This window comes from Phytoamicus setariae (assembly GCF_016722925.1).
GTDB lineage: Bacteria > Pseudomonadota > Alphaproteobacteria > Rhizobiales > Rhizobiaceae > Rhizobium_E > Rhizobium_E setariae.
In genome coordinates this window covers 18,802-44,525 of the sequence record NZ_JAEQNC010000021.1, presented here as the reverse complement: position 1 = coordinate 44,525, position 25,724 = coordinate 18,802, and the positions used below count along the sequence as shown (strand labels likewise).

Sequence of the window (25,724 nt, the reverse complement as noted above, 5' to 3'; positions counted from 1 at the left end):
ACGCATCAGTTCAATGGCCACAATGGGCCGACTGATGCCATTTAGTAGAAGCGCCCTCTAGCCGGCCTTGGCAGTCGATTTCGCAGTTTCCTGAAAGCAGACCTTGCCGGTGGTTACGCTGGAGATCACCAAGTTCTCCGTGATGAAGTAATAACTGTCCAGCGTAGACCACGCCTACTTCCACGAAATGATCGACGACTGGACGGTCGCGTCGGTTGTCCAACCATGCCTCCTAAGCGCGAGATAAAAATACATTCACGCGGGGCTTGCAATGTGCGTTATGTGACCATAATAATTCTACCTATGCGTGTGGGAACTAAACTATATGAAGAATACTAGCGGCACTAAAGCTCAGGATACTGGTTTGACCGAAGCGTCGCAATTGCCTTCCAGTGAAGTGATAGCGAAGGTTGCGGAGGTCCGGGCGAAAGTACAATCGACCTTCGGGCAGGTGGTTCTCGCCATGGCAGCTGTTGCCCGCTACCGGCACATGATGCTGTCCGAGCTTCAGCAATTGGTGATCGATCCGCTGATCAAGGACAGGATCGTCATCGCCTTTCCCGCATCGCCCGACAAAGATGTGACGGCGGCGGCTGCACCGGCGACGATCGCCATCTGGGCCTCGGTATCCGAGGAGGCGGACAAGCGTATCCGCGAGCAGATTTCTGCAGGGGTATTTCCAGTGCGCCTAAGGGCTGAGGACTGGGTGAGCGGGGAACATGTATGGCTGCTTGATGTGATTGCGCCGAGTGAGAAGATGGCGACCGAGGTGCTGAAGAGTTTTCGGCGAGTGGCGAAGAAGAATGAGATCAACATTCATCCTGTTGTGAGGGAGTTGGTGGATCAGCAAGCGCTGGGGCAGTTAGGGCGCCCGTTGCGTTCAAATACATAGGCAATTAAGTCTGAGTATCAGAGTTTCCAAGCCGCCGTAAAAAGGGAATGCATGACCTATATAGTAAGATTTGGAACCGAGGCGCCACACTTCATAATGGCAACTTTGATTGACTTGGGAATCAAGGTTCCAGATATTCACGCGCGCGCTAAAGTTGCTGGCGTCTTCAAGAATGGGGAGCGGCTATTGAAATCGGAAGAGGCGCCGGAGCATCTGGTTCTGGATAAGCCTCGTGCACGTCTACGGGACATTTTTAAGACGCACAATGGCGCTCTGGTCGTCTCCGAAAAGTTGCGTGCGCTGATGGAGGAGATGGACCCTGATTTGCATCAATTCATGCCAGTCAGCATCGATAACCGGGTGGAGCCGGGGCGCTGGTTCATTTTGAATGTGCACGCCAAACAGGACAGTGTCATCGATGACCAATCAGATGTTCGGCCCAATTCTGGGTCGCCGGCGAATAGTCATGAAATCATGTATTTCAAATATTTCCCCGCCCAAAAAGGTCACATTAACGCGACGATCAATAGCGCGAGACTAGGAGGGCTGCATGTTTGGCGGGAGCGACGCTATCCAGACAGCCTGTTGGTGTCGGACGCATTTCATGCCGAGCTGAAAAGAAGAAAGATCGAATTCTTCGAGATGCGAAAAGCGCGGGAGGTAGCAGGTAATCATGCAAAGATTATACCACCACGCGATGTTTCATGTGCCGCTGCGCATATGATCTGAGGATATCAAGCCATGATTTATGCCCTGGAACCATCAACCAATCATCACAGTTTTCTCCTCGGGTTATTACAAGGCACTTCTGATGTCTCCGGGGGAGTTTCTTAAGGACCCAACCAAATGACCTATGCTGTTCAAATGGCAAGCATATCGCCGTATTTTCTCTTGGGCGACTTTCAGGACTTTGACGTAAAGGTACCAGATTTGGAGCGGCGCGTGGAAATTTCCACGACATTCAAGTTCGGCAATCGTCTCTTGCCTCCGGAAGAGACGCCGCAGCATTTGTTGCTTCGGCGTCCGGGAAAGCGTCCACGGGATTTATTCGTGACACACGGCGGAGCAATGGTGATTTCACAGTCTTTGCGGGACTTAATTGAAGAGATGGACCCCAGCTGTCACCAGTTCTTACCCCTCAGTATAGACAATTTACAAGATGGAAGTGCCTGGTACATACTTAATGTATACGCAAATCAAGATAGTATTATTGATGAAAAATCTGAAGTGTCGAGAAATATTTGGAGTAAAGGAAATGAAAGTATGAAAATACCTTCTCTTGGTTTTGGATCGGGACCATTGAGTGTAACTTTTAAGAAATCATTGATGGGTGGGTTTAATATTTGGAGGGAGGAACGGTACGTCGGGTATTTATTTGTTTCAGATGGTTTTGAGGCCGCATTGAGGCAGAGAGGACTTACATTTTCAGTTTTGCGGAAGGCGAAAGATATTTAGTTATCCCTCTAATTTTTTACTTATAGGGTTCTGTTATGGCGAGTATTGTTGAAATTCATCACGTTATACCAGAAGAAATTTACAATGCTTTTATTGAAGAAATAGAATTATGGACCAACGGCCAATTTAAACTGGATGCAATTTATAATCTTGTTCCAATAGCCGCACAGCGAAACATTGCGACGGCAATAGCGAGCGGTAGCCCCCTGCACGGCACACATCCCCTGCTAAATCAGGCACTGCTCGATATCTTTGGGGAACTAAAAGCAAATCCTTTATTAACAAATTCGCAAAAGGGAGCGGAATTTGCTGCTATTCAAAGTTGTTTTCGGCAAGGGTTGGATTACTCGTCGATTGATGGTTTTGAATTTAAAGGATTTCCGCCAACATTTCTTGATTTGTCAGACCCGGCAGCCGAAAAATATTTAACTGAGCATGAGTATGAATATAGTGAAGCTGGACTTTTGAAATATTATCAAGATAAATTTACCTATCAAAACATAAAGCAATATTCTGCTTTTCAATCGGCTTTGGACGGTGAAGCCGACGATGGCTCGTTTGCCGATCCGAATGCTGACGCAACTGTGATTGACCGAATTCCAGTATATCCTGGCGCTGATCCCACGAATACTCGATTGGATGCTGATGCTGCGCGCCGGCATTTTGGCGTGCAAGAAAATGTCCCCGGTCATTCCGAAACCTTCGTTTGGAACCGCGCCGATCACGGCTTTGATGAAAATGCAGTTCCTCAGGATGTTCGCACTTATGCCAAAGCAGTTTCTGGTCAGATTGAAACAATATCGGACGCGAAAGAGCTGATAGCTCATACCATTGCACATGAGAACGGAAGCATTTCACTGGAGGAGGCGCGGACGCTCGCCGATGATTTCATGGAGCGAATGCAAGCAGCGTCGAGCCATCCTGAGTTCGAGGCATCGCTCAAGCATGGTCTTGTATCAGGTATTGGATCTTCTATCGGCGATCTTGCCGAGGCGCTTGATGCTCTCTACGACCCGTTGAAGAATGCTATTGCCACCGGGAATTGGTCTGAATTCGCCAAAATGTCGGTCGATTTCGGTTTCAGTTCGCTTGCAACCAGCTTGGCCATCGGTGGCGTGACTGTAGCCGTGGGAGCGACACTGGGCTCGGTTGCAGCCGGAATGGTCAGCATCGGGGTTGTGACTTGGGGTGTCATTGACGGCGTTCAGGCATTGATGAGTCTTGGCAACAAGATTCAGCGAGATCTTGCTGAATTTGTCGCTGCGAATGAGCGTCCCGTTGATGAGGCTCTAATCCACGCCGCCATTACAGAACTGTTCAACAGGAATGGCAACCCGAACTTCGACCTTCGGGATATTGTCGATGCTGTCCAGACCTTCGCAACTGCCGATGGTCTTGACCACACAGTGGATGATCGCAAGTCGGAGTTTGATACCCTGCACGCGATCATGGCAGTGGCGACGAGCAGCAACGATACCCTCCATGGCAGTTCCCAAAACGATATTGTGTACGGTGGCGGAGGAGACGACGTCATCGAAGGACGCCTCGGACGTGATATTCTCATTGGTGGTTCCGGCTCCGACACATTTATCGATTCCGTGACTGAGCAGGGCTCCGACGGGCGGCAGAACGAGAGCGATGTTTATCTTGGCGGCAGCGAATACGAGGGTGTAGCCGGCAATTTTTTGAATTGGCTTATGAACAAGGCAGAGACGGATACGGTTCGCTATGCCGTAGACGCCATGCGACAAGACGATCCAGAAACGCCAGGCAACGAGGCGGCGCTTCAAAATGAAGGGATCACTGTCGAAACGCTTGATACCGCAATGCTCGGCGCAACTGAGGTTGTCAAGATAACAGTTCAGGATCAGGCAACCGGCGCCTCCGGCACCGATTTTCTTTTCGGTATCGAAAAGGTTGAATTGTCCGACCGCGCCGATACTTTTCAGGTCTCTCAAGCCGCCCTCGATACGGCAATCATCGTCGATATGGGCAAATCCGGTCGCGTGCAGAGCGAGTTGCCGGAGGGCGAGACGCTCTCAGACAACGCATTCACGACCAGCGTCGACGTTGTGGACTACTCTGAGATCGATCACGGTCTGATCTACATCAAGGGCACGACGCATGAACACTCAGAGGTGACGCTCGACGACGATGTCTTCACGTCCGAAGGATTGTCCGAAGAATTGGAGGCGATCACGGATTATGCCACGGGCGGGCTGCTGGGCTACAACGACAAGCTCCATGTCGAAGGCGCCGACAAGATTATCCTCACCGATCACGACGATGTACTTATCAGTTCCGACTACGGATCGATCGTCTATACCGGCGAGGGTGAGGACAAGGTCTGGTTCCAGGACGGTGTGGCAATTGCCGATCTGAGCGCAGACGACCGCATCTCTCTTCTGGGTAGCCTCACGCTCTATGGCGGCCTGAAGAACGGCTGGTCCGAAAGCCCATGGGCCTGGGGGCCATATGGGACCGCCTACGGTCTCAACGATTCTGGCGAATTGGTGATCAGCAACGTTTTTTGGCAAGTCACCCACAAGGACGAGAATGGAAATTCCGTCCCCGAAGCGGCGACAATGTATGTCCTGAACTTTCAGGATACGCTCGTAGACCGAGAGGGTGGCGGTCAGCTTGGCGCGGGCAACATCTTCCTCCTGGAGTATAAACTGGAAACTGTCCTGTTCCGCGACATGACCCAGGATCAGGTGGGAAAAGCGTCGGCAGTTGGCGCCGGGGCATTCGATCTGATTGGATGGATGATCAAAACCATGACCGGCAAGGCGTGGTTTGGTGGTGAAGATCCGCTGGTGCTTGATCTCGACGGTGACGGCATCGAACTGACGGCGCTTGATCGCGCCAACAACCATTTCGACATCGACGGCGATCTCTATGCCGAGGCCACGGGCTTCGTTGGCAGGGACGACGGTGTACTGGCGCGCGACATTAACGGCAACGGAAGGATCGACAGTTCCGACGAGATGTTTGGCCAGGGGGCGACCTCCGGTTTCGAGATGCTAAAGGCGCTCGACGGCAACCACGATGGTGTGGTTGATCTGAATGACAACGGGCTGGCGGACTTCAATGGCGACGGCGTGGTCAATGCCAGCGATACATTCGACAAGCTCCTGATCTGGCAGGATGCCGACCAGGACCTGCGCACGGATGCCGGCGAACTTAAAAGCGCTTCCGAATGGGGCATCACCTCGTTCGAAGTCCCCTCCGAGATTATCGCCCCGGGCGATGCGGAAAATCCTGCCGTGGTGAATGGCAACATCATCAACCAGACGGCCAGCTACACGAAATCGGACGGATCGACGCATACCGTGGCGGATGTCACCTTCAAGGTCGAGAACCAGACGACGAATTATGTCGGTCCCGCGATCGCGGTTTCGGCGAGCGTTAGGGATCTCGCCGATCTCAAGGGCTATGGCACGCTGGTATCGCTGCATGAGGCCATGAGCGTGCGCCCGGAAAGCGAGGCCGAAGTCCGTGCCGCGGTTGCCGCGCTCAACACACCCGATCTCTCGGCCTTGCGCGTCCTTGTACAGCCGGTCCTGGAAGCATGGGCGCTGGGGTCGCCGATCAAGATCGATGGCGTCGTGCACACGGGCGTGATGGCGTCGGGCGATTATGACGACATGATTTTTATCAAGAACGGTTCGCAGGTCAGCGACTACACGACATCGATCCGCGAGGGCTCTTCGAGCGGTCATCTCGAGCTGGTTTTTGCGTCCGGTGCTAAGCTTACGGTGTCGATCGGCGGCGCTTCGTCCACGATGACCGGGGGAGAGATGCAAGCCGCCTTGCGCGATCTCCTCAACAATTTTTTCTCGGCGGATGGCAATGCATCCTTCTCGGTATCCGGCCCTGACCTAAGCCACAATCCGCCCGACAAGTCAGTCACCTTCCAGGGTGCGGGCGGCACGGTTGTGCTCAACGACTATTCGATCACATCCTGGGCGGGTAGCATCAGCGGCGGGTCGCACAGTCTGGCCGAAGGGGCATCGTTCGCGGGCCTGTCTGCAAACGAATTCTCCTTCTATGAGCGCGTGATGGGCGAGTCTCTGGAGCCGTTCTTCGAGGAACCAGACAACGCGTCCGCCGGCAACGATGCGCTCGAGGCACTGATATCCAAGATGGATACGGTGCTCAATACATTCGCAGTCCGCATCGCGGTACAAAGTGGTCCGCTGGCGCATTATTTCGACAGTGTCGATTACGACGTTGCAAGCAACGGCTTCGTCAGTCAGGCCGGACGCTATATATCCGACGTCTTCCACGCCTTGCTCGTGGACGCAGAGGCAGTCGCGACTCCGGTGGCCTGGCTTTCGGAATGGAAGCCGTTCATGGACGTCTTCTTCGCCGACTATTCCCGCGGTGGCGGCAATTTGCCGGTGAATTACGGATATCTCGTACAGCAGATGATGAACGCGGTGGAGCGAGAAAACGGCGGGATCAGCGTCGCGAATTTCGCCGATGCGTTTGGCATCCCCGAAGGTCTGGTGCAGAACGGATCCGGGACAGTCGATGGCCGCAGTATCGAAGATATTATCCTTATCGATGGTGACGAGGTGTTGGTTCGCGGCGGAAGCGGCTCGGACAACTATATTATTGGTCGCCATTTCGGTACGACTGAGATCTACGATAAGGATGGCGCGCTAGATTCGAGTTTCGATACGCTGCGCTTTTCCGCTCACAATGCGAGCGATATTATCGCATCCCGGGAAGGCGCTGATCTTCTGCTCACCGATGCGGTGACCGGTGAAACAATTCGCATTACCAATGAATTTGAAGGGCGCTGGCCCGGGGCTACCATCAGCGACGCGTCCTTTGACTACGGCGTCGGGCAAATTGCATTCGCCGACGGAACCCTTTGGTCGAAAACCGATATTGCCCTGGCCGTATCAAAGATCGACGACAATTCTACGACGCTTGTTGGAAGTGAAGATATCGACGTACTACAGGGTGGGCATGGTGACGACCGCCTTGAAGGGGGCGGTGACACCGATATCTATCGCTATAGCTTCGGTGACGGCGCCGATACCATTTTTGATCTGGAGAACAATGCCTTCCGCAACGACAACGATATGTTGCAATTCCTTGATGGAATTCGCATTGCGGACTTGGTTTTTGAGCGCGACGGCGCCTCCAACGACCTACTTATCAAATTCAAGAACCATGCCGGCGATCAAATCAGGCTAGAAGGCCTGTTTGGTGCGACCTATACCGGTGTCTATGGCAACTGGTACCAGAACCGCATCGAGCTCTACACCTTTGATGACGGCAGCAGTCTTTCATTCGATCAACTCGCAAGCTTGGTCCTGAAAACATACTCAACCACTGGCAATGATTTGCTTTACGGGATGGACCGTCAGGATGTGCTCGTTGCAGGCAAGGGTGATGATTATGTTTCTGGCGGCAATCAGTCGGATACCTACATATTCAACCTAGGTGACGGCAATGACAAGTACGAAGACAATCTGACAAATATTCTCTCTGGTACTGACGATACATTGGTTTTCGGGGCCGGGATTGGATCAAGCGATATCATTTTCGACCGTGTTGAAGGCGACAGGGATTCGATCGTTCTCAGGATTGCTGGTTCGAACGACAGTGTGACCCTTCTTGGCCAATACGCTTCGACATATGCGTTCGTGTTCGGTGCGATCTTTTTCGACCGTATTGAAACCGTCCGCTTTTCCGATGAACCTGGAACCGTATGGTCATATGAAAATTTGGCCGAAATGGCTTTGACGTCCTGGAGAACCTCAGGCAACGATACGATCCACGGTTTCGACCTTGCCGATGTGATCGACGGTGGAGCTGGAGACGACTTCCTGTCGGGCGGCGACGGTAACGATACCTATATCTGGGGTGCAGGATATGGGAACGACACGATCGAGGAAAATGGTGACGATCCAATGCTCGGTGGCGACTACGATGCCGTCGTCTTCCAGGGCTCGGTGACTTCTGATGATGTCATTGTCGGACGAAAGGGTGCATCGAATGATCTGACCATCACGCTCAAAAATACCGGGGAAACTCTGACTCTTCTCGGCCAAGTTTGGTACACGTCAATCAATTATCAGCCAGACATGGTGGATCGATTTAAGTTCTCAGACGGAGAGATTTGGACGTCGGCTGACTTGCGTCGCAGGCATCTTGTCGATGCGAAAACTGAGGGCGACGATGTCATCTATGGCTTCTATTCCAGTGATACGCTCGATGGAGGCGCAGGCAACGACAAACTTGATGGCGGAGACGGCTCAGATACCTATTTGTTCGGTTATGGATCGGGCAATGACATTATCGGAGAGTCTTGGAACAACGTTCTTTACCCGGACGATGACAAGGTGGTGTTCGGCACGGGCATAACACAGTCCGATGTGGCTTTCTCGCGCATCGGGAATTCCAACGATCTGCTTATTACACTAACGCAGACCGGTGAGACGCTCACCATCTGGGGTGAGTTCTACACTGGCCACTTCGATATGAACGATATCGAAGAGTTCATGTTCTCTGACGGAACATCCATTACCGAAGACGATTTGAGAGCGTATGTCCTGTCGAGCACATCTGCCGACGAGACAATTTATGGTTTCGATGCAAGTGATGTTTTCCGCTACGGTCGCGGCGATGGTCATGACATCATTGTCGATGGCATGCAGGGCGGTAATGAAGACCAGCTTCTCTTTGCCGACATTAATCCATCGGACGTTACGTTGGTTCGCGATGGCGATGACGTGACACTGGTGATCGCAGAGTCCTCTCCGGGTGCCGGCGATAGCGGCTCGGTTCGACTGAACGGAACGCTCCGCAACTACTACGGTACCGGTGTTGATAAAGTCGTTTTCGCCGATGGCACGATCTGGACACCGCTCCAGATGCGAGACTGGTTGTTGACCGGCACTCAGGCCGATGAGACATTGGTCGGCACTGGGCGTAACGATATATTCAGTTATGCACGAGGTGGCGGCAACGATGTAATTAATGACGGCATGCAGGGTGGCAATGAAGATCAGCTTCTCTTCGCTGACATTAATCCATCGGATGTGACATTGGTCCGAGATGGCGATGATGTGACGTTGATGATTGCGGAATCCTCTTTGGGGGCTGGCGACGGCGGCTCGGTTCGACTGAATGGCACGCTCCGCAATTATTATGGCACGGGCATTGACAAAGTCGTTTTCGCCGACGGCACGATCTGGACGCCGCACCAGATACGAGACTGGTTGCTGACCAGCACGCAGGCCGATGAAACATTACAAGGGTTTGGTGTCAACGATACTTTCCGCTACGGCCGCGGGGATGGTCATGACATCATTATCGACGGCATGCAGGGTGGCAATGAAGATCAGCTTCTCTTCGCCGACATTAATCCATCGGAAGTGACATTGGTCCGCGATGGCGATGATGTGACGTTGATGATTGCGGAATCCTCTCCGGGTGCCGGCGACGGCGGCTCGGTTCGGCTGAATGGCACGCTCCGCAACTATTACGGCACTGGCGTCGACAAAGTCGTTTTTGCCGACGGCACGATCTGGACCGAAGTAGACCTCAGGAACAGGTTGCTCACGAGCACTTCTGCTAACGAAAACTTCCTGGGATTTGTTAGTAACGATACCTACCGTTATAGTCGCGGGGGTGGCCATGACACCATAAATGAGACCGGCGCTTACTGGGGTAACTCCGATAAATTACTTCTGCTAGACATCAATCCGAATGAGGTATCGCTCACACGAAATGGCAACGACGTCACTCTTGGCTTCGCTGAAAGCTCTCCGGGTGCAGGCGACGCCGGCTCCATCCTGATCAAAGGTGCTCTTGCCAATTCGAATGAAGTGGGAATCGAGCAAATTGTTTTCGCTAACGGCACGATTTGGACACCAACCTTACTGTTTCAGATGCTGCTCGATAATGCCGGAACACCTCAGGATGACGTGATCATTGGTGACAACGCAAATAACCTCATCTCAGGTCGCGGCGGCAACGACAACTTGGTCGGCGGTGCAGGCAGTGATACTTACATCTACAATCGTGGAGATGGGCATGACACGATTGATGAGACCGGTGGCCTTTGGGGCAGTTCGGATAAGCTGTTGCTCGCTGACATCAATTCCAACGAAGCATCGCTCACACGAAATGGGAATGATGTCATCCTTGTTTTCACTGAAAGTTCTCCAGGCGCGGGCGACGCCGGCTCGATCTTGATCAAGAATGCTATAGCCAACTGGCAAGATATAGGTGTTGAGCAGATCGTCTTTGCTGACGGAGTCACTTGGGTGCCGGCACAATTGGGGGAAATGCTGGCTTCCCTGCCTTCTGATGGTGACGACCATTTGGAGGGATTTGGCTACTCTGAAACCATGATAGGTGGAAAAGGAAATGACGAGCTTGCCGGAGGGCGAGGCAATGATGTGTACATTTATGCTCGCGGTGACGGGCATGACGTCGTCAATGAAACGGGCGTTTCTTGGGGAGCAGCAGACAAACTGATCTTCAGCGACATCAATTCCACGGATGTCAGCTACATCAGAAACGGCGCAGATGTAACGATCGTCGTGAATGGCAGCGATCTCTTCGCAATGGATGGAGGATCGGTCACTATTCGTAGTGGATTGTCCACGGGTAACAATGTCGGTGTCGAGCAAATCCAGTTTGCCGATGGAGTTATCTTAACGCCCGCCGATATACCGAGCAAAGTCCTGTACCTGGGCGCCGGCATCGGAAACGAAACGATCACTGGGACCACGGGCGCAGACAGTATTCTCGCAGGAGCCGGTGACGACAAGCTCCTAGGTTTGGCCGGGAGCGATACCTACGTTTATAGCTCGAAAGATGGAAGCGACTATATTGATGACGAGTCGGGCTCGACGATTGATATCGATGTGCTCCGCTTTACCGACCTCAATGTCGAAGATCTGACCTTCAGCCGCTCTGGGGCTCACGCGAAGATTACAGTGAATGGCACTGGCCAAGTCATTACACTAGATGAGCAATTCTATTCCGCGACCGCGAACTGGGGAATCGAGCGGGTCCACTTCGCTGATGGTACAATTTGGAACCGGAACCAGATTCAAGAGGCATCGTGGATACGTGGTACGACTGGCAACGACACACTTACAGGGACCGCCGGCGACGACGTATTTAGTGGCGGCACTGGTAACGACCGCTTTAACAGCGCTGCGGGCAGCGATACCTTTGTGTATGCGCGCGGCGATGGCGCAGACTACATCGATGAGGAATACAATTCCGCCGATATCGATACCATGCGTTTCACTGACCTGAACGCAAGCGATCTGACCTTCTCGCGCTCGGGTATGCATGCCTTGATTACCGTCAATAGTACAGGCGACGTAATTACGTTTGAAGACCAATTCTGGAATCCAAACGAGCGCTGGGGGATTGACCGAATCCTGTTCGCGGATGGCATGGTTTGGGACCGCGCACAGATCATAGAAGCATCATGGGTTCGAGGTACCTCCGGCAACGACGTGCTCGGCACATCGTCCAGCCCGTTCAAGATCTCCAATGCTCCGATCGATATGGGATTGGGCGATGACGTAGTCTACGCCGACTACGTCAGTGGTAACAGGATCATGTATCGCTCCGGTGACGGAAACGATGTGTATCGGCTCTGGAATTCCAGCGCCTCGACAAATAAGATTTTTCTGAGTGACCTGTCGTTTTCAGGCATTGTCCTTTCGAAGGCAGGTTCTGATCTGCTTGTGTCCATCCAGGGGACTGGCGAGACAATTGTCGTCACAAACCAATTTGTGAGTGGCAATTATGGTATCGAGAGCCTTGTTTTTTCCGACGGTTCAGTGTTGGACCGCGCCACGATCTCGGGCATTGTAAGCGCGATTGGAGGAACAGCAGGAAATGATACGATTGTTGGCACCAGCGCTGGTGAAACTCTATATGGCGGATTGGGTAACGACACCCTGAACGGATTGTCAGGCGACGACACCTACATCTATGCCCGCGGGGACGGCAACGACGTCATCACCGAAACCAGAGGCAACGGCACTGGTGACAAGCTGGTCTTCACCGACATCAATGCAGGGGATGTCAGCCTCTTCTATTCCGGCACCGATCTGACCATCTCGATTGCCGAAAGCGCCCCGGGAGCCGGCAACGGTGGCTCCGTCAAGCTCGTCGGCACTTTGATCGACGATTTCTGGCAGGGCTTCGAAAGCATCACATTCGCCGACGGCACCACCTGGAACGCTTCTACGATCCGGCAACAAGCCATCCAGGCCGTGCAGACCGGCGGCAACGACACCATGGTTGGCTTCAACAGCACCGAGACCTATACTGGCGGCCACGGCAACGATGTGATCAACGGCGCCGGCGGTGATGACACCTACGTCTATGCCCGTGGCCACGGCAACGACATCATCACCGAAACCAGAGGTAACGGCACCGCTGACAAGCTGGTGTTCACCGACATCAACGCCGGCGATGTCAGCCTCTCCTATGTCGGCACCGATCTGACCATCTCCATTGCCGAAAGCGCCCCGGGAGCCGGCGACGGTGGCTCCGTCAAGCTCGTCGGCACTTTGATCGACGATTTCTGGCAGGGCTTCGAAAGCATCACATTCGCCGACGGCACCACCTGGAACGCTTCTACGATCCGGCAACAAGCCATCCAGGCCGTGCAGACCGGCGGCAACGACACCATGGTTGGCTTCAACAGCACCGAGACCTATACTGGCGGCCACGGCAACGACGTGATCAACGGCGCCGGCGGTGATGACACCTACGTCTATGCCCGTGGCCACGGCAACGACATCATCACCGAAACCAGAGGCAACGGCACTGGTGACAAGCTGGTCTTCACCGACATCAACGCCGGCGATGTCAGCCTCTTCTATTCCGGCACCGATCTGACCATCTCGATTGCCGAAAGCGCTCCGGGAGCCGGCAACGGTGGCTCCGTCAAGCTCGTCGGCACTTTGATCGACGATTTCTGGCAGGGCTTCGAAAGCATCACATTCGCCAATGGCACCACTTGGAACGCCGCCACGATACGAGCACAAGCCATCCAGGCCGTTCAGACCAGCGGCAACGACACCATCGTTGGCTTCAACAGCACCGAGACCTATACTGGCGGCCACGGCAACGACGTGATCAACGGCGCCGGCGGTGATGACACCTACGTCTATGCCCGTGGCCACGGCAACGACATCATCACCGAAACCAGAGGCAACGGCACCGCTGACAAGCTGGTGTTCACCGACATCAACGCCGGCGATGTCAGCCTCTCCTATGTCGGCACCGACCTGACCATCACCATCGCCGAAAGCGCTCCGGGAGCCGGCGACGGCGGCTCGGTCAAGCTCGTCGGCACTTTAATCGACGATTTCTGGCAGGGCTTCGAAAGCATCGTCTTCGCCAACGGCACCACCTGGAACGCCGCCACGATCCGGGCGCAAGCCATCCAAGCCGTTCAGACCAGCGGCAATGACACGATCGTTGGCTTCAACAGCACCGAGACCTTTATCGGCGGCCACGGCAATGACCTGATCAACGGCATCGGCGGCAACGACACCTACATCTATGCCCGCGGCGACGGCATCGACATCATCACCGAAACCAGAGGCAACGGCAGCGGTGACAAACTGGTCTTCACCGATATCAATGCCGGCAATGTCAGTCTCTCCTATTCCGGTACCGATCTGACCATCACGATTGCCGGGAGCGCACTGGGGGCCGGCGACGGCGGCTCGGTCAAGCTCGTCGGCACTTTGATCGACGATCTCGGCCAGGGCGTCGACAGCATCGTCTTCGCCAACGGCACCACCTGGAACGCCGCCACGATCCGGGCGCAAGCCATCCAAGCCGTTCAGACCAGCGGCAATGACACGATCGTTGGCTTCAACAGCACCGAGACCTTTATCGGCGGCCACGGCAACGACCTGATCAACGGCATCGGCGGCAACGACACCTACATCTATGCCCGCGGCGACGGCAACGACATCATCACCGAAACCAGAGGCAACGGCACCGGTGACAAGCTGGTCTTCACCGATATCAATGCCGGGGATGTCACTCTAACGCGCAACGGAGCGGACCTGACCGTCTGGATCACCGGAAGCGCCCCGGGGCCCGGCGCCGGTGGCTCCATCAACCTCATCGGCACTTTGATCGACGATCTCGGCCAGGGCGTCGACAGTATCACATTCGCCAATGGAACAATTTGGAACCGATCGCAGATGGTGGCAAACGTTGCCTATGTTGCTGGAACAGCAGCAAATGAAACGATCACCGGCACAACGGGCGGCGACATCATTATGGCCGGGTTCGGCAACGATACTCTTGTCGGGCTCGCAGGCAACGACACATTCGTGTTCGAGGCCGGCTTCGGCCAGGATGTGGTCAACGATTTCGTGGCGGGCGCGGGAATCGGCGATGTCATCCGAATAAAGGATGGGCAGTTTGCCGATTTTTCCTCCGTGATGGCAGCCTCAACACAAGTGGGTGCTGACACGGTAATTACCTACGATGCTAATAACACGATCAGGCTGAAGAACGTATCCATGACAAATCTTCATCTGGATGATTTCATGCTTGGTTAGGTGACAGCTGCCTACCGCAACTGGCTTTATTTGTTGGCAGCCGAAACTCGGCTGCCAACCTCTCCACTACGTTGACGCTCAACTTGATGCATGTCTCGCGATTATGCAGCCGACTGCATCCTCCCAATCTTCGTTGCTCATTGCGGTTGGGTCTAGGCCACTCGTTCGGATGTCGCGCAAAATCTCAAAGATCATACCGAGGCGCCTTTGAGTGCTATTAAGATTCGGAAACACATACCCTCTCGGGTGCGGGGTGCCGAGCGTTTGCGATGCTTCGAACAGGTTCTTGAGCAACGCGCGCTTCGGCATGGTCTCAAATTTCATGGTACGGAGGAGCCATTGGGTGTTCGAAAGCCTTAGTCGCGGTGGGATGGCTCTCTCCAGCAGGATTGCAATCAGTCCCGCAGATCCTGGCTCGGTTAGCGGCTGCCCATTAAGTCTGGTGCTACAGCGATGGTCGAGCGCATCCTGCAAAATCAGGACGTCGCGATAGCGGAGTGTCTCATCGAGCCTGCGCTGTTCTTCTTCGTCTATCGGTCCAAGAAACTGGGGCCCGTTGGTGTAATCAATGATGATGTCGTCGGGGTGCGGCAAGGGTTTCGGGAGAGGGCTTGCATGCTTTTCTGCTGTTGCGATGTGTGCTGAGGTTATCCTCTTGTATTCGTTCCAGATTTCTATCGATTTGCGTATTTCCAGCGCCTTGGCCTCATCGCTCTTCTGAAGCAGACCGATGACTGTAGACTGCGAGCGTGCATTGCCCTTGGCTGCACTAGCGAATGCCGCTCTCACCACCGCCTCGCGCATGCTGATTTCTCTCAACCCACCGTCTTCACGCACCGGTACCATTGTGTCGGCGATGGCGAGGATTGCGCTGAGCGTGGGTCGGTCGGGGAGAGCAAGATCGGACGTAGTTTTCTTCGGTCGACCTTTGGGGTTGCCCGATTGGCCTTTCTGGAAACGGCCATGTTCGGGCGGCTTGCCGTAACCGGTTCCGAATATGACGCGATGTTTGATATCTTCTTCATCCATTGGAGCGCCTCCGTCTGCTGGTCGCAAGTGCGGTTGGAGGCGGTGATGCGGCTGCGGGCAGCAGCCGGCCCTCGGCAATAGCTTCGAAGTCGATGCCGTTTTCAGCCAACATCGCCTTCTTGCCGGTATACTGCTGCCAGCGTCGAATGATGGTGTCGCAATAGATTGGATCGAATTCGAGCAACCGCGCCTGACGTCCGCAAAGCTCGGCGGCAATCATCGTTGTGCCAGAGCCGCCGAAGAGGTCGAGCACGGTCTCGCCGCGCCGCGAGCAATCGCGGATCGCATCGGCGACCAGCGCTACCGGTTTGACGGTCGGATGCATCGCCAACTCGTCCATCCGATTGGTGCCAAGGCTGCTGATGCCGGCATAATCCCAGACATTGGTCTGGTACCGTCCGGTGTCCCCAAGACCGAAGCTGTTGGTATGGGAAGCAGTCCCGACTTTGAAGACAAAGACCAGTTCATGCTTGGAGCGATAAAAGCTACCCATGCCACCGTTGGTCTTGTTCCAGACGACGAGGTTTTTCAGCTCCGAGAACACTGCTTCACCGGCGTCCAGCATCTCGCGCATATGTCGCCAGTCCATGCAGACAAAGGCGATGGCGCCGTCCTTGGTGACGCTTGCGGCATTACCGAGTGTTGTCGTCAGAAACGCAGTGAACTCAGCGCTGCTCATCTCGCCGGAAGCGAAGGCGAATTCTCGATGCTTGACCGATCCCAGCCCGCCGACATTGCCGTCGATCGCCACATTGTAAGGCGGATCGGCAAAGATCAGATCGACCTTTGTGCCGTTAACGAGCCGGCTGACGTCCTCCGCTGATCGGGAGTCACCGCAGAGAAGCCGATGGCGGCCGAGAAGCCAGAGATCACCCATTCCTGTCAGCGGTGGTCCGGACGACGGTTCGACGATCCGGTCGGCAGCGTCGTCACCAACCGACGGCGAGGCTTCGCGCGCCTGATCCAGCGTGAAGTCGATCTCGGCCAGCGAAAAGCCGATCAGCGACACATCGAAGTCGAGGTCGATCAGTGCCTGCAGTTCGATGGCCAGGATTTCTGTGTCCCAGCCGGCATTTAGCGCCAGCTTGTTGTCGACCAGGACATAGGCGCGGCGTTCTTCGGCGGAGAGATGTGAAAGTTTGACAGTTGGCACCACCGCCATTCCGAGCTCCTTGGCGGCCAAAACGCGACCGTGCCCGGCGACGATCTCACCATCATCGCTGATCAAGACCGGATTGGTGAAGCCGAAGCGTTTAATGCTCTCGACAATCTGGCTTACCTGCTTGCGTGAATGGGTTCGGGCATTTCCGGAGTAGGGCCGAAGTGCCGAAAGCGGCAGCATTTCGATGGAGGGGGAATGCATGTTCATGACAGCGATCCTGGACGAGAAATCAGACGACATGAGCATGATGATGGCGCAATCGATCGAAATCAATTGGGGAGAAGGGCGCCATGTGCAATCTTTGGTGGCGAAAAATCGATCAATTTCGTTACGTCTTTAAAGGGTCTTTAAAGCGGCTTCAAAACGTCCTTCAAAGAGTTCGTGCCTATTTAAAGTGGAAACGCCACGAAAACTGTAGGCAAAACAAAGGTTGAGGATAGCTTTTGACCTGACCCAATGCGCTGAAACACACCGGCACAGCGGTATTGGGGAGAGTTTGTTGGTGGTGCCCGTGTGGGAAAGTTCATTCGTGGTCAATCGAGCGAGATCTCATACTCAAAGGAAAGCCTACTCAGTGCAAAAGTCGGCAAACTGCGACTTTGTATGCGATATTTCCTGAAGTTCGCTTCATCGAAATAGATCACGGTCCAATTGGGCAGCGCCACCTTTACAGATTGCGCGATGGCCAGACCTTCGCTAACGAAGGCATCCATTTCGAAATCGTCTCCTGGTAACACGCCGTCTACGCAAGACTGATCGTACCATTCCTGCCATTTAAGAATGCGGCCTACGAGATCAGGCGGAAGCGGCAGAGCTTCCGGGTCACGGGATACGCCGTCGTCATCCCAGACGCCGTCTGCACCATAGTCGCACATGACGCGGATCCATTTGTTCGTCTCGAAGCTCATCGCGTGCCTGAACCTTCAATTCGGTTGCCGCTGGATCTATCTGCAAGGGTATTAGCGTTTATGGTTTCCCTTATAAAGAGAAAAATTGAGATACTCTATCTATGAGGGTTGAACTCCCGCGCGACACGGACTAACACCACACTCGTCCAACATGACAACCGGGAAATCGCCGGTCCGGTTGGGTGATCCTGTCCAGGTAGCAGTGACACGCTTACGGGGAGGGTGGCGTACCCCGTTGATGGGCAAGGAGTTGCAGACGAGGCCGCCGGCGGCCCTCCGTAGTCTGCAGCACAGGGCAGGGCGCCGGTGTCCCTGCCCACAATTTAAGGGCACTGGTCGACTTGACACTCTCCCGGATCCTACTTGGGGACGTCGATGTTGAAATACGGGAACTCGTCCCTCAAGCCTGCCAATCCGAATTCAGTTTCAAGCTTTCCACCCCACGGCTGGACGAGAATGGCCGACGCGAGATAATTTGGTCTGCGCCCTGAAGGGTGGTTCTTGGGAAGTTTCGACGAGCTGAGGAAGGACACGGTCAAACTTCACTTCTTTTCACTTCCCTCATAAGTGGAGTTCATGGGCTTGTTCGCCTGAAGAGGGTTGAGCTCTCTGGCGAGACTGACTAACACCACGGTCGGTCTTCATGACAACCGGGAAATCGCACGTCCGGTTTGGCACCCTGCTTAGCTGCAGGCTGCTGGTACGGGGAGAGTGGCGTGCCCCCTTGAGGACCATGGAGTTGCAGCGGAGCCATCGGCGGCCGTCGTAAGCTGCGGCACAGGCAGGGCGCCGATGTCCCTGCCCACAATTTTCGAGTAGCTCAGGCCGACTTTCTACTCAGTCGCTAACGCTAAAGTGAGAAAAGCTGACCGGGGCCGGCCCGCGCGATTAAGGTCAGCAACGAGGTGCCCGCGCCGTATGCACCTGCGGCTGCGGGCGTATTCGATCGAGGGGCCGGCACTCCGTCGAAAAGCGAGTGCTGTCCGGCTCAGCGCTCATTCTTCCCAACCTTCACCGATCCCTACAGTCGACAATCTCAACCTGCAGAACTGTAATTCACCTCTGGGAATTGGCAATCGCGACGCGCAGAACGCCAATGTCGTCGCGCGAAACCGCGATTTGATCTCGTCACACGGCAATTCGATGCCGCAGCACGACAATCCTATCCCGCGAAATGACAATCTTCTCCCGCAAGATGGCAGTCGAATTCCCTGTTACATCGAGGCGTTCGTGCCCGGATGAGCGCGTAAACTACGTGCTAACACTCGGATATTGCATAATAATATCCAGCTTTCGCACAGAGTTTTGACTTTCCCTGTTTCGAGACTTGTTCTCGCTGGACTGTTTCCACCACCATTCAGTCTCCAGAAAATCGGCGACTTTGGCCTCCCTCAGAATAGTTTAATGACTTCCGAGGCTTGCGGCGTGTCTCATGGCGAGAGACGCGGAACTTGTTTTTCATCGTCATCCCAAAAGTAGCGAGACAGTTTCTGTCGACCCATTTCCGCGCCCCATAGTTTTTTTGTCCCGCCTCAGCGACGATGGACGAGATCATGTGATGGCATTGTATGAGGTGCGTCGCCGTTGTACCATGTCGTCCGACAAATGCGCAAAGTGCTCAATGCATCGCTGGAGCCAAAGTCCGGGCGCGCGTTTCAACCCGATGAATAAGTAGCCGCGATCATGGAACTTATCGTCGCCCTTGGCCTGATCGTCTTCAAGGTCGCTTTTCTGATTGCGATCCTGTTGCTGCTGCCCTTGCCGCTAACCTGGCTGGAACGCAAGATTGCCGGCCACATGCAGCAGCGGATGGGGCCGATGCGCGTGGGGTGGCACGGGCTGTTGCAGCCGGTGGCGGACGGAATCAAGCTCTTGACCAAAGAGGACCACATCCCGGCCGAAGCCGACCGCTTCCTGTTCAAACTGGCGCCAATCCTGGCGCTCGCCCCGCCCTTTGTGGTGTTCGTCGCGATCCCCTTCGGCGAAACCGTCTCGGTCGGCGGCGCCGAGATCACGCTCTATGTCTCCAACATGAATGTGGCGCTCCTTTTCGTCTTTGCGGTGATCGGGATCGAGGTCTATGGCGTCATCTTCGGTGGCTGGGCCTCTAACAGCAAATACGCTGTCCTGGGCAGCCTCAGGACCTGCGCGCAGATGATCAGCTACGAGATCCCCATGGGGTTCGCGGTCATCGGCGTGGTCATGCTGGCGCAATCTATGAGCCTGCTCGACATCGTGCGGGCGCAAGCCGATGTCTGGAACATCGTCTACCAACCGGTCGGATTCTTCGTGTTCTTCGTCGCCGGACTGGCCGAAGCACAGCGCATTCCCTTCGACCTGGCGGAAGCGGAAGGCGATTTGGGGGCCGGGTTCCATACCGAATACAGCGGTATCCGCTTTGCCTTCTTCATGGTCAGCGAATATGCCATCGTGTTGCTGGTGTCGGTCCTGGTGGTGATCCTGTTCTTCGGCGGCTGGAACGGCGTACTGGTCCCCTTGCCACCGCTCCTCTGGTTTCTGCTCAAGGTCGGGTTCTTCGTCTATGTGTTTATCTGGTTCCGCTTCACGTTCCCCCGCTACCGCTACGACCAACTGATGGCGATCGGATGGAAAGTCTTGCTTCCTTTGTCGATGGCGAACATAATCATTACTGGTATTGCTTTCTTTTAGGAGCCGCAGCGGCTCCGTAGTGGGGCGGCGATGTCGCGCGCACAAGACAGAATTGGCACATGGATCGGCTGGGCGTTCTTCGCCGATCTGGCGAGCGCCTTGGCTCTGACTTTCGGCTACATGTTCTCCAGATCCGTCACCATGCAATATCCGGACAAGGAAAAATGGTTGCCCTATTCGCGTTACCGCGGGCATCACTTCCTGACCCGCGATGAGGAGGGCGAGATCAAATGCGTCGCCTGCGAGCTCTGCGCGCGGATTTGTCCCTGCGACTGCATCGAAGTCGTCCCCTACGAGGACGAGAAGGGCAACCGTCACCCGGCAAAATTCGAGATCGATACGGCCCGCTGCCTGTTCTGCGGGCTGTGCGAGGACGCTTGCCCGGCGGACGCGATCGCGCTTGGCCAGCAATACGAATTCTCGAGCTTTTCTTCGCGTGAACTGGTGATTGGACGTGACGATCTGCTCCGCAAGCCGGGCAAGGCTGCGACCGGCGGCGGCGTAGTCGCAACGCGCCTGAACACCGAACAGGGCGTTCTGGTCGAGACGAGCGAGACGCAGGGCTACAACTGGTGGAGAAATATCCGACAAACGTGAACGCGCGCCATCCGTCAAGCCGGAGCGCGCAGACAGGAGAGGCTCAGATGCGTGTCGGCGAAATCATGAAGAACAAGGGTGTCGGTGTCATCGCTGTCACTCCCGATCAGACGATGGTGGAAGTCTTGAGGCTGTTTCGCGACAACAATATCGGCTTCGTCGTCGTCAGCCAATCGAACGGCAAAAACCTGGGTTCGCTATCGGAGCGGGATTGCTGCAATGCGGTGGCGGAATACGGGGCCAAGGCGGCGATGATGCGCGTCGCTGATGTCATGAACCGTGATGTGGCGACCTGTTCGACGCGGGATTTGCTGCCCATCGCTATGGCGATCATGACCCAGCGGCGTACGCGTCATGTGCTGGTCATGGATGGGGACGACGTTCTCGGCGTGGTCAGCATCGGCGACGTGGTTAAGCACAGGCTCGACGAAGCGCAGCGCACCGAGCAGGATCTGCAGGATTACATCAGCGGCACCAGGTATCACTAACCAAATCGGGTAGGGTACTATGCAAGGTCAGGCAAGCCCCCGGACATGCCTTGGTCGAGCTCCTCAGATCTGGACGCAGAGCCGGTGAGGCGGGCGGCCGCGGTGGCCTGGTGAACGTCCACCGGACATGGGTATTCCCCCCGCCGCATAAGCCTGTTGAGACGCAGGGCTCTGTAGTTTTCGGGAACAAACACAAGGCCACTGGGAAAACGCCTGTTGACCTTGAGCTTCGCTGTCAATTCGCCCTGAGCGGATCGCACGACCACCTGATCGCGATCTGAAAGGCCAAGTTGTGCGGCATCCTGTACGCTCATCTCGACATAGGGGTCATCCGCGACCGTATTCAGGATCTCCGAGCGTTCGGAAAGATACCCATTGTGGAACAGGCAGTCGCCGGTGATCAGCATGAGCCGGTCGGTTGCTTTCGGGGCAGGGGGCGGCGCGAAGAACTCGCCAGCCGGTGGCGTCGAAACCGCCTTGGTAAACGCGCCGTCGGCGCCAAGCCCGTCCTGCGTCAACCCCTGATAGGCCGGAACCAGCCGGGCTATCTCGTCGAAAATCTCGTCTTGCGCCGATGGCTGCAGCGCCTGGTTGCGGAGTGCCGCGACGAAGTCGAAGATCGCCAGATTGCTCCGCGCCTCGAAGGCGGGTTCGCGGAATTTGCGGACCTTCTGGATCCGACCCTCGTTGTTGGTGAACGTGCCGGATTCCTCACCATAACCCGCCGCAGGCAGCACGACCTCGGCCAGCCCCGCCGTATCCGTGAGGAAGGCGTCCTGCACGATCAGCAGATCGGTGGCGCCAAGTGCCCGCGTCACGAGATCCCTGTCTGGATAGGCGATCAGGGGGTCGGTCCCGGCGATGTAGAGCGCGCCCATGCGTCCACCGAGGCAGAGTTCCAGCATGGCGTCGAGATCCGCGCCGGGTTCAGACGGGATTTCGGCACCCCAATTCCCCGCAAGAGTGGCGCGCGCCGCATCATCGGCGACCGCCCGCAGCCCCGGCAAAGCCGTCGGCAGAACGCCCATATCCCAGGCGCCCATCTGGTTGGCGCGGTCGAAGAGGAACTGCATCGCCAGATCCTTGCCGAGCAGGCGGAGAACCCGCAGCAGGTTGGTGAGCTGCTGCAGCGTCGCGCGGGAGTCGGGAAATCTCAGAAGGTCGACGCTGACAAGCACGGTGACGCTGCGTCCTTCCTTGAGCGCGGTGGCCAGACGGTTCGGCCCGTCACTGCCGCTGCTCGCCACCGGCTTGCCGATCGTCGCGCCGTTGTCGGCAAAAGCGTTGCCCGGCAAGGTCTGACCGGCTGCCGCCATGAGCTCAGCTACGACAGCCGCAAGGCTCGCCGCTTCTCCGCCCGGCGGCACGCGAACCACCACCTGGGCATCGGCGTCCAGACGGGATGGCCGCGCCGAGAGCATGAGCAATTTTGTCTGCCGCCGCCGTACGCCGTCCCGCAGCAGGTATTCGGTGACCGGGTTCTCCTCGGTTACGTTGCCGCCGACGACGAGCACGCAGTCGTTGCCGATCACTTCGTCCAGCGGTGCGCGGCTGTAGAAGGCTGCCACCAACGGACCGAGCGTATCGAAGGGCGTGGACCAGCGCGTAGAGCAATCAATGTTGTTGGTTCGGAACACCGTCCGCATCAGCTTCTGGAACTGATAAAGCACCTCGTTAGGCAGACGCGGCGAGGCCAGCCCGCCGGCAGCCTTGCTCTCGACGGCCGACAGCCGCCGGCGCAGATGGTCCCCCGCTTCGTCCCAGGAAACCGGAACCAGGGCGCCATCACGGCGGATCATCGGCCGCTTGATCCGGTCCCGGCTCTCGATAAAGTCGAGGCCGAAGCGTCCCCGGACGCAGAGCGTTTCGCGGTTGACACCTTCGTCCCACTTCGAGCGCACCCGCATGAACTCGCCTTTGCGCGTGCCCACCGTCAGCTGGCAACCGGTACCACAATGCGGGCAGACCGTGTCGGTCTCGACCAGATCCCAGGGCCGCGCCTTGTAGCGATAGGGGAAGCTCATCAGCGCGCCGACCGGGCAGACCTCGACGCAATTGCCGCACTGATCGCAGCTCGCGAGGCTGCCCTCGAAGCCGGTGACGGCGGTATCCATGCCTTTTTCGACGGTGCCCAGGGCGACTGCGCCGACGACCTCCTCACACATCCGGACGCAGCGCTGGCACTGGATGCAGCGGTTGACGTTCATGATGATGACCGGGCTGAGACGGATGTCTTCAGAGTGAAACACGCGTTTGGGATCGCGGAACTCGCTTCGGCGGGGGCCGTAGGCCATGACCATGTCCTGAAGCTCGCATTCGCCACCCTTGTCACAGATCGGACAGTCGAGCGGATGATTGGCGAGCAGCATGTCGAGCATGGAAGAGCGCGTTTCGTCGATCAGCGGCGTGTTCGTCCGCACCACCATGCCCTCGGTAACCGCGGTGGCGCAGGACGGCTGCAGCCGCCGCTGCCCCTCGATCTCCACCAGGCACATGCGGCACGAAGCCAGCGGCGGCAGCCGCTTCATATAGCAGAAGGTGGGGACTTCGATGCCCAGACGCTGGGCGGCCTGCAGCACTGTCGAGCCAGCCTCGACTTCCAGCATTTGTTCATCGATCATGACTTTAGGCATGGTTTCCTCACGGCCTTGATCCCGCAGACTTCTTCAGTGAAACGGGCACCTCCGCTCCTCGATATGGGCAACAAATTCATCGCGGAAATGGGCGAGCGCGGCCCGCAATCCCATCGCCGCCCCATCACCCAAGGCACAAAACGTATTGCCGAAAATGCCTTTGCAGAGCATTTCCAACTGCTCCAGATCGCCGGGTGCGCCATCCCCCGCCTCAATCCGGCGCAGTACCTTCACGACCCAGTTCAATCCTTCCCGGCATGGCGTACATTTGCCGCAGGACTCATGGTGGAAGAACTCGACGATCCGGGTGGCGACCTTGACCATGCAGGTCGCGTCGTCGATTACGATAACGCCTGCCGAACCGAGCATCGAGCCGGCAGCGGCCAGCGAGTCGAAATCCATCCCCACCTCCAATCCGTGCTCCGGGATGACCGGCGCTGAGACCCCGCCCGGAATCACCGCCTTGATTCTGCGTCCCGGCAGCGGGCCGCCGGCGTGGTTCTCGACCAGCTCGCGCAGCGGTATACCCATCGGCAACTCGTAGAGGCCGGGTTTGCGCACCTGGCCGCTGAGGCAGTAGAGCTTCGGGCCGGGGCTTTTGTCCGGGCCGATGTCCCGAAACCAGTTCGGCCCCCGCATGACGATATGCGGCACGCAAGCGAGCGTCTCGACATTGTTGATCACTGTGGGGCTGGCATAGAGCCCGGCTACGGCTGGAAATGGCGGCTTCAATCGCGGCTGCGCCCGCTTGCCCTCGAGCGACTCGAGCATCGCGGTCTCCTCGCCGCAGATATAGGCGCCGGCGCCGCAGTGGATGTGGACGGCGAAACTGAAATCCGAGCCCAGAATGCTTGTTCCCAGATAACCTTTTGCGCGAGCTTCGGCGATCGCCTGCTCCAGGCGACGGATCGCCGTGACATATTCTCCGCGGATGTAGACATAGGCGGTTTTAGCCCCAATCGCGTAGGCGCTCACCGCTAGTCCCTCAATGAGCTGGTGCGGGTCGCGCTCCATAATGATCCGGTCCTTGAAGGTGCCCGGCTCGCCCTCATCGGCGTTGCAGCACAGATATCTCGGCTTGTCGGCCTGCTTCGGCACGAAACTCCATTTCAAGCCGGTAGGGAATCCGGCACCGCCGCGACCGCGCAGGTTGGACTGTTTGACGAGATCGACGACCTCGTCAGGTGTGTACTCGTGCAGCACCTTCGCCAGCGCCTGGTAGCCGCCGCCGCTCTCATAGCGCGACAGCAAATGACCGTCCGACACGTTGACATTTTTGAGAAGAACCGGCTCGAACATG

Annotated in this window: 13 protein-coding genes; 8 read left to right on the top strand and 5 right to left on the bottom strand. The window is 56.2% G+C overall.

The window, feature by feature from the left end:
• The first annotated feature begins 364 nt into the window (after positions 1-364).
• The 4 genes from JJB09_RS25075 to JJB09_RS26985 all read left to right on the top strand — a co-directional run bounded on the left by JJB09_RS25075 (position 365) and on the right by JJB09_RS26985 (position 14,937).
• Positions 365-892, top strand: a complete 528-nt coding sequence (locus tag JJB09_RS25075) for a toxin-activating lysine-acyltransferase (RefSeq protein WP_246748974.1) — start codon at positions 365-367, stop codon at positions 890-892.
• Between the two features lie 96 nt (positions 893-988).
• Entirely contained in the window at positions 989-1,621 is a 633-nt protein-coding gene (locus JJB09_RS25070) for an imm11 family protein (RefSeq protein ID WP_201663837.1), read from the top strand.
• Between the two features lie 117 nt (positions 1,622-1,738).
• A complete protein-coding gene (locus JJB09_RS25065) occupies positions 1,739-2,347 on the top strand; it encodes an imm11 family protein (RefSeq protein ID WP_201663836.1) in 609 nt (202 codons plus the stop codon).
• Positions 2,348-2,382: 35 nt separating this feature from the next.
• Positions 2,383-14,937, top strand: coding sequence for a calcium-binding protein (locus tag JJB09_RS26985; RefSeq protein WP_201663835.1), 12,555 nt, complete (start codon positions 2,383-2,385; stop codon positions 14,935-14,937).
• Between the two features lie 78 nt (positions 14,938-15,015).
• Here the strand turns inward: JJB09_RS26985 and JJB09_RS25055 are convergent, their stop codons facing one another.
• Complete coding sequence (locus JJB09_RS25055; RefSeq protein ID WP_201663834.1) at positions 15,016-15,966, bottom strand: DUF5681 domain-containing protein; 951 nt, start codon at positions 15,964-15,966, stop codon at positions 15,016-15,018.
• The gene (locus tag JJB09_RS25050) at positions 15,959-17,329 is read right to left on the bottom strand and encodes a site-specific DNA-methyltransferase (RefSeq protein WP_201663851.1); all 1,371 of its coding nucleotides are present in this window, start codon (positions 17,327-17,329) and stop codon (positions 15,959-15,961) included. Before JJB09_RS25050 ends, JJB09_RS25055 begins: the two co-directional genes overlap by 8 nt.
• Before the next feature lie 4 nt (positions 17,330-17,333).
• Here JJB09_RS25050 and JJB09_RS26980 point away from each other — a divergent pair, with 4 nt between their 5' ends.
• Positions 17,334-17,468, top strand: coding sequence for a hypothetical protein (locus JJB09_RS26980; protein WP_281431864.1), 135 nt, complete (start codon positions 17,334-17,336; stop codon positions 17,466-17,468).
• A 193-nt stretch (positions 17,469-17,661) separates the two neighbouring features.
• On the opposite strand, the gene JJB09_RS25045 is transcribed toward JJB09_RS26980, so the two are convergent.
• Positions 17,662-18,036: a hypothetical protein gene (locus JJB09_RS25045; RefSeq protein WP_201663833.1), complete on the bottom strand. Its 375-nt coding sequence runs from the start codon at positions 18,034-18,036 to the stop codon at positions 17,662-17,664.
• A gap of 1,683 nt (positions 18,037-19,719) precedes the next feature.
• Between JJB09_RS25045 and nuoH the strand changes: the two genes are divergently transcribed.
• The 3 genes from nuoH to JJB09_RS25030 are packed head-to-tail and all read left to right on the top strand — an operon-like array spanning position 19,720 to position 21,791.
• Positions 19,720-20,706 carry an NADH-quinone oxidoreductase subunit NuoH gene (nuoH, locus tag JJB09_RS25040; protein WP_201663832.1) on the top strand — a complete coding sequence of 329 codons (987 nt, stop codon included), beginning with the start codon at positions 19,720-19,722 and terminating at the stop codon, positions 20,704-20,706.
• A 30-nt stretch (positions 20,707-20,736) separates the two neighbouring features.
• Positions 20,737-21,303, top strand: a complete 567-nt coding sequence (locus JJB09_RS25035; protein ID WP_201663831.1) for an NADH-quinone oxidoreductase subunit I — start codon at positions 20,737-20,739, stop codon at positions 21,301-21,303.
• Between the two features lie 47 nt (positions 21,304-21,350).
• Entirely contained in the window at positions 21,351-21,791 is a 441-nt protein-coding gene (locus JJB09_RS25030; protein ID WP_201663830.1) for a CBS domain-containing protein, read from the top strand.
• A 17-nt stretch (positions 21,792-21,808) separates the two neighbouring features.
• Here the strand turns inward: JJB09_RS25030 and nuoG are convergent, their stop codons facing one another.
• Together nuoG and nuoF are read right to left on the bottom strand one after the other, a co-directional pair.
• Positions 21,809-24,424 (bottom strand): NADH-quinone oxidoreductase subunit NuoG, encoded by a 2,616-nt coding sequence (nuoG, locus tag JJB09_RS25025; RefSeq protein ID WP_201663829.1) that lies wholly within the window; start codon positions 24,422-24,424, stop codon positions 21,809-21,811.
• Between the two features lie 33 nt (positions 24,425-24,457).
• On the bottom strand, positions 24,458-25,723 hold the full coding sequence (nuoF, locus tag JJB09_RS25020) for an NADH-quinone oxidoreductase subunit NuoF (protein WP_201663828.1): 1,266 nt from the start codon (positions 25,721-25,723) through the stop codon (positions 24,458-24,460).
• Position 25,724: the final 1 nt, after the last annotated feature.

Bases quoted from the DNA above. Each gene is read 5' to 3' on its own strand.
- JJB09_RS25045 (WP_201663833.1), bottom strand. From the start codon at position 18,036: ATGAGCTTCGAGACGAACAAATGGATCCGCGTCATGTGCGACTATGGT.
- nuoH (WP_201663832.1), top strand. From the start codon at position 19,720: ATGGAACTTATCGTCGCCCTTGGCCTGATCGTCTTCAAGGTCGCTTTT.
- JJB09_RS25065 (WP_201663836.1), top strand. From the start codon at position 1,739: ATGACCTATGCTGTTCAAATGGCAAGCATATCGCCGTATTTTCTCTTG.
- nuoF (WP_201663828.1), bottom strand. From the start codon at position 25,723: ATGTTCGAGCCGGTTCTTCTCAAAAATGTCAACGTGTCGGACGGTCAT.
- JJB09_RS26985 (WP_201663835.1), top strand. From the start codon at position 2,383: ATGGCGAGTATTGTTGAAATTCATCACGTTATACCAGAAGAAATTTAC.
- JJB09_RS25050 (WP_201663851.1), bottom strand. From the start codon at position 17,329: ATGCATTCCCCCTCCATCGAAATGCTGCCGCTTTCGGCACTTCGGCCC.
- JJB09_RS25055 (WP_201663834.1), bottom strand. From the start codon at position 15,966: ATGGATGAAGAAGATATCAAACATCGCGTCATATTCGGAACCGGTTAC.
- JJB09_RS25070 (WP_201663837.1), top strand. From the start codon at position 989: ATGGCAACTTTGATTGACTTGGGAATCAAGGTTCCAGATATTCACGCG.
- JJB09_RS25030 (WP_201663830.1), top strand. From the start codon at position 21,351: ATGCGTGTCGGCGAAATCATGAAGAACAAGGGTGTCGGTGTCATCGCT.
- JJB09_RS25035 (WP_201663831.1), top strand. From the start codon at position 20,737: ATGTCGCGCGCACAAGACAGAATTGGCACATGGATCGGCTGGGCGTTC.
- nuoG (WP_201663829.1), bottom strand. From the start codon at position 24,424: ATGCCTAAAGTCATGATCGATGAACAAATGCTGGAAGTCGAGGCTGGC.
- JJB09_RS26980 (WP_281431864.1), top strand. From the start codon at position 17,334: ATGACAGCGATCCTGGACGAGAAATCAGACGACATGAGCATGATGATG.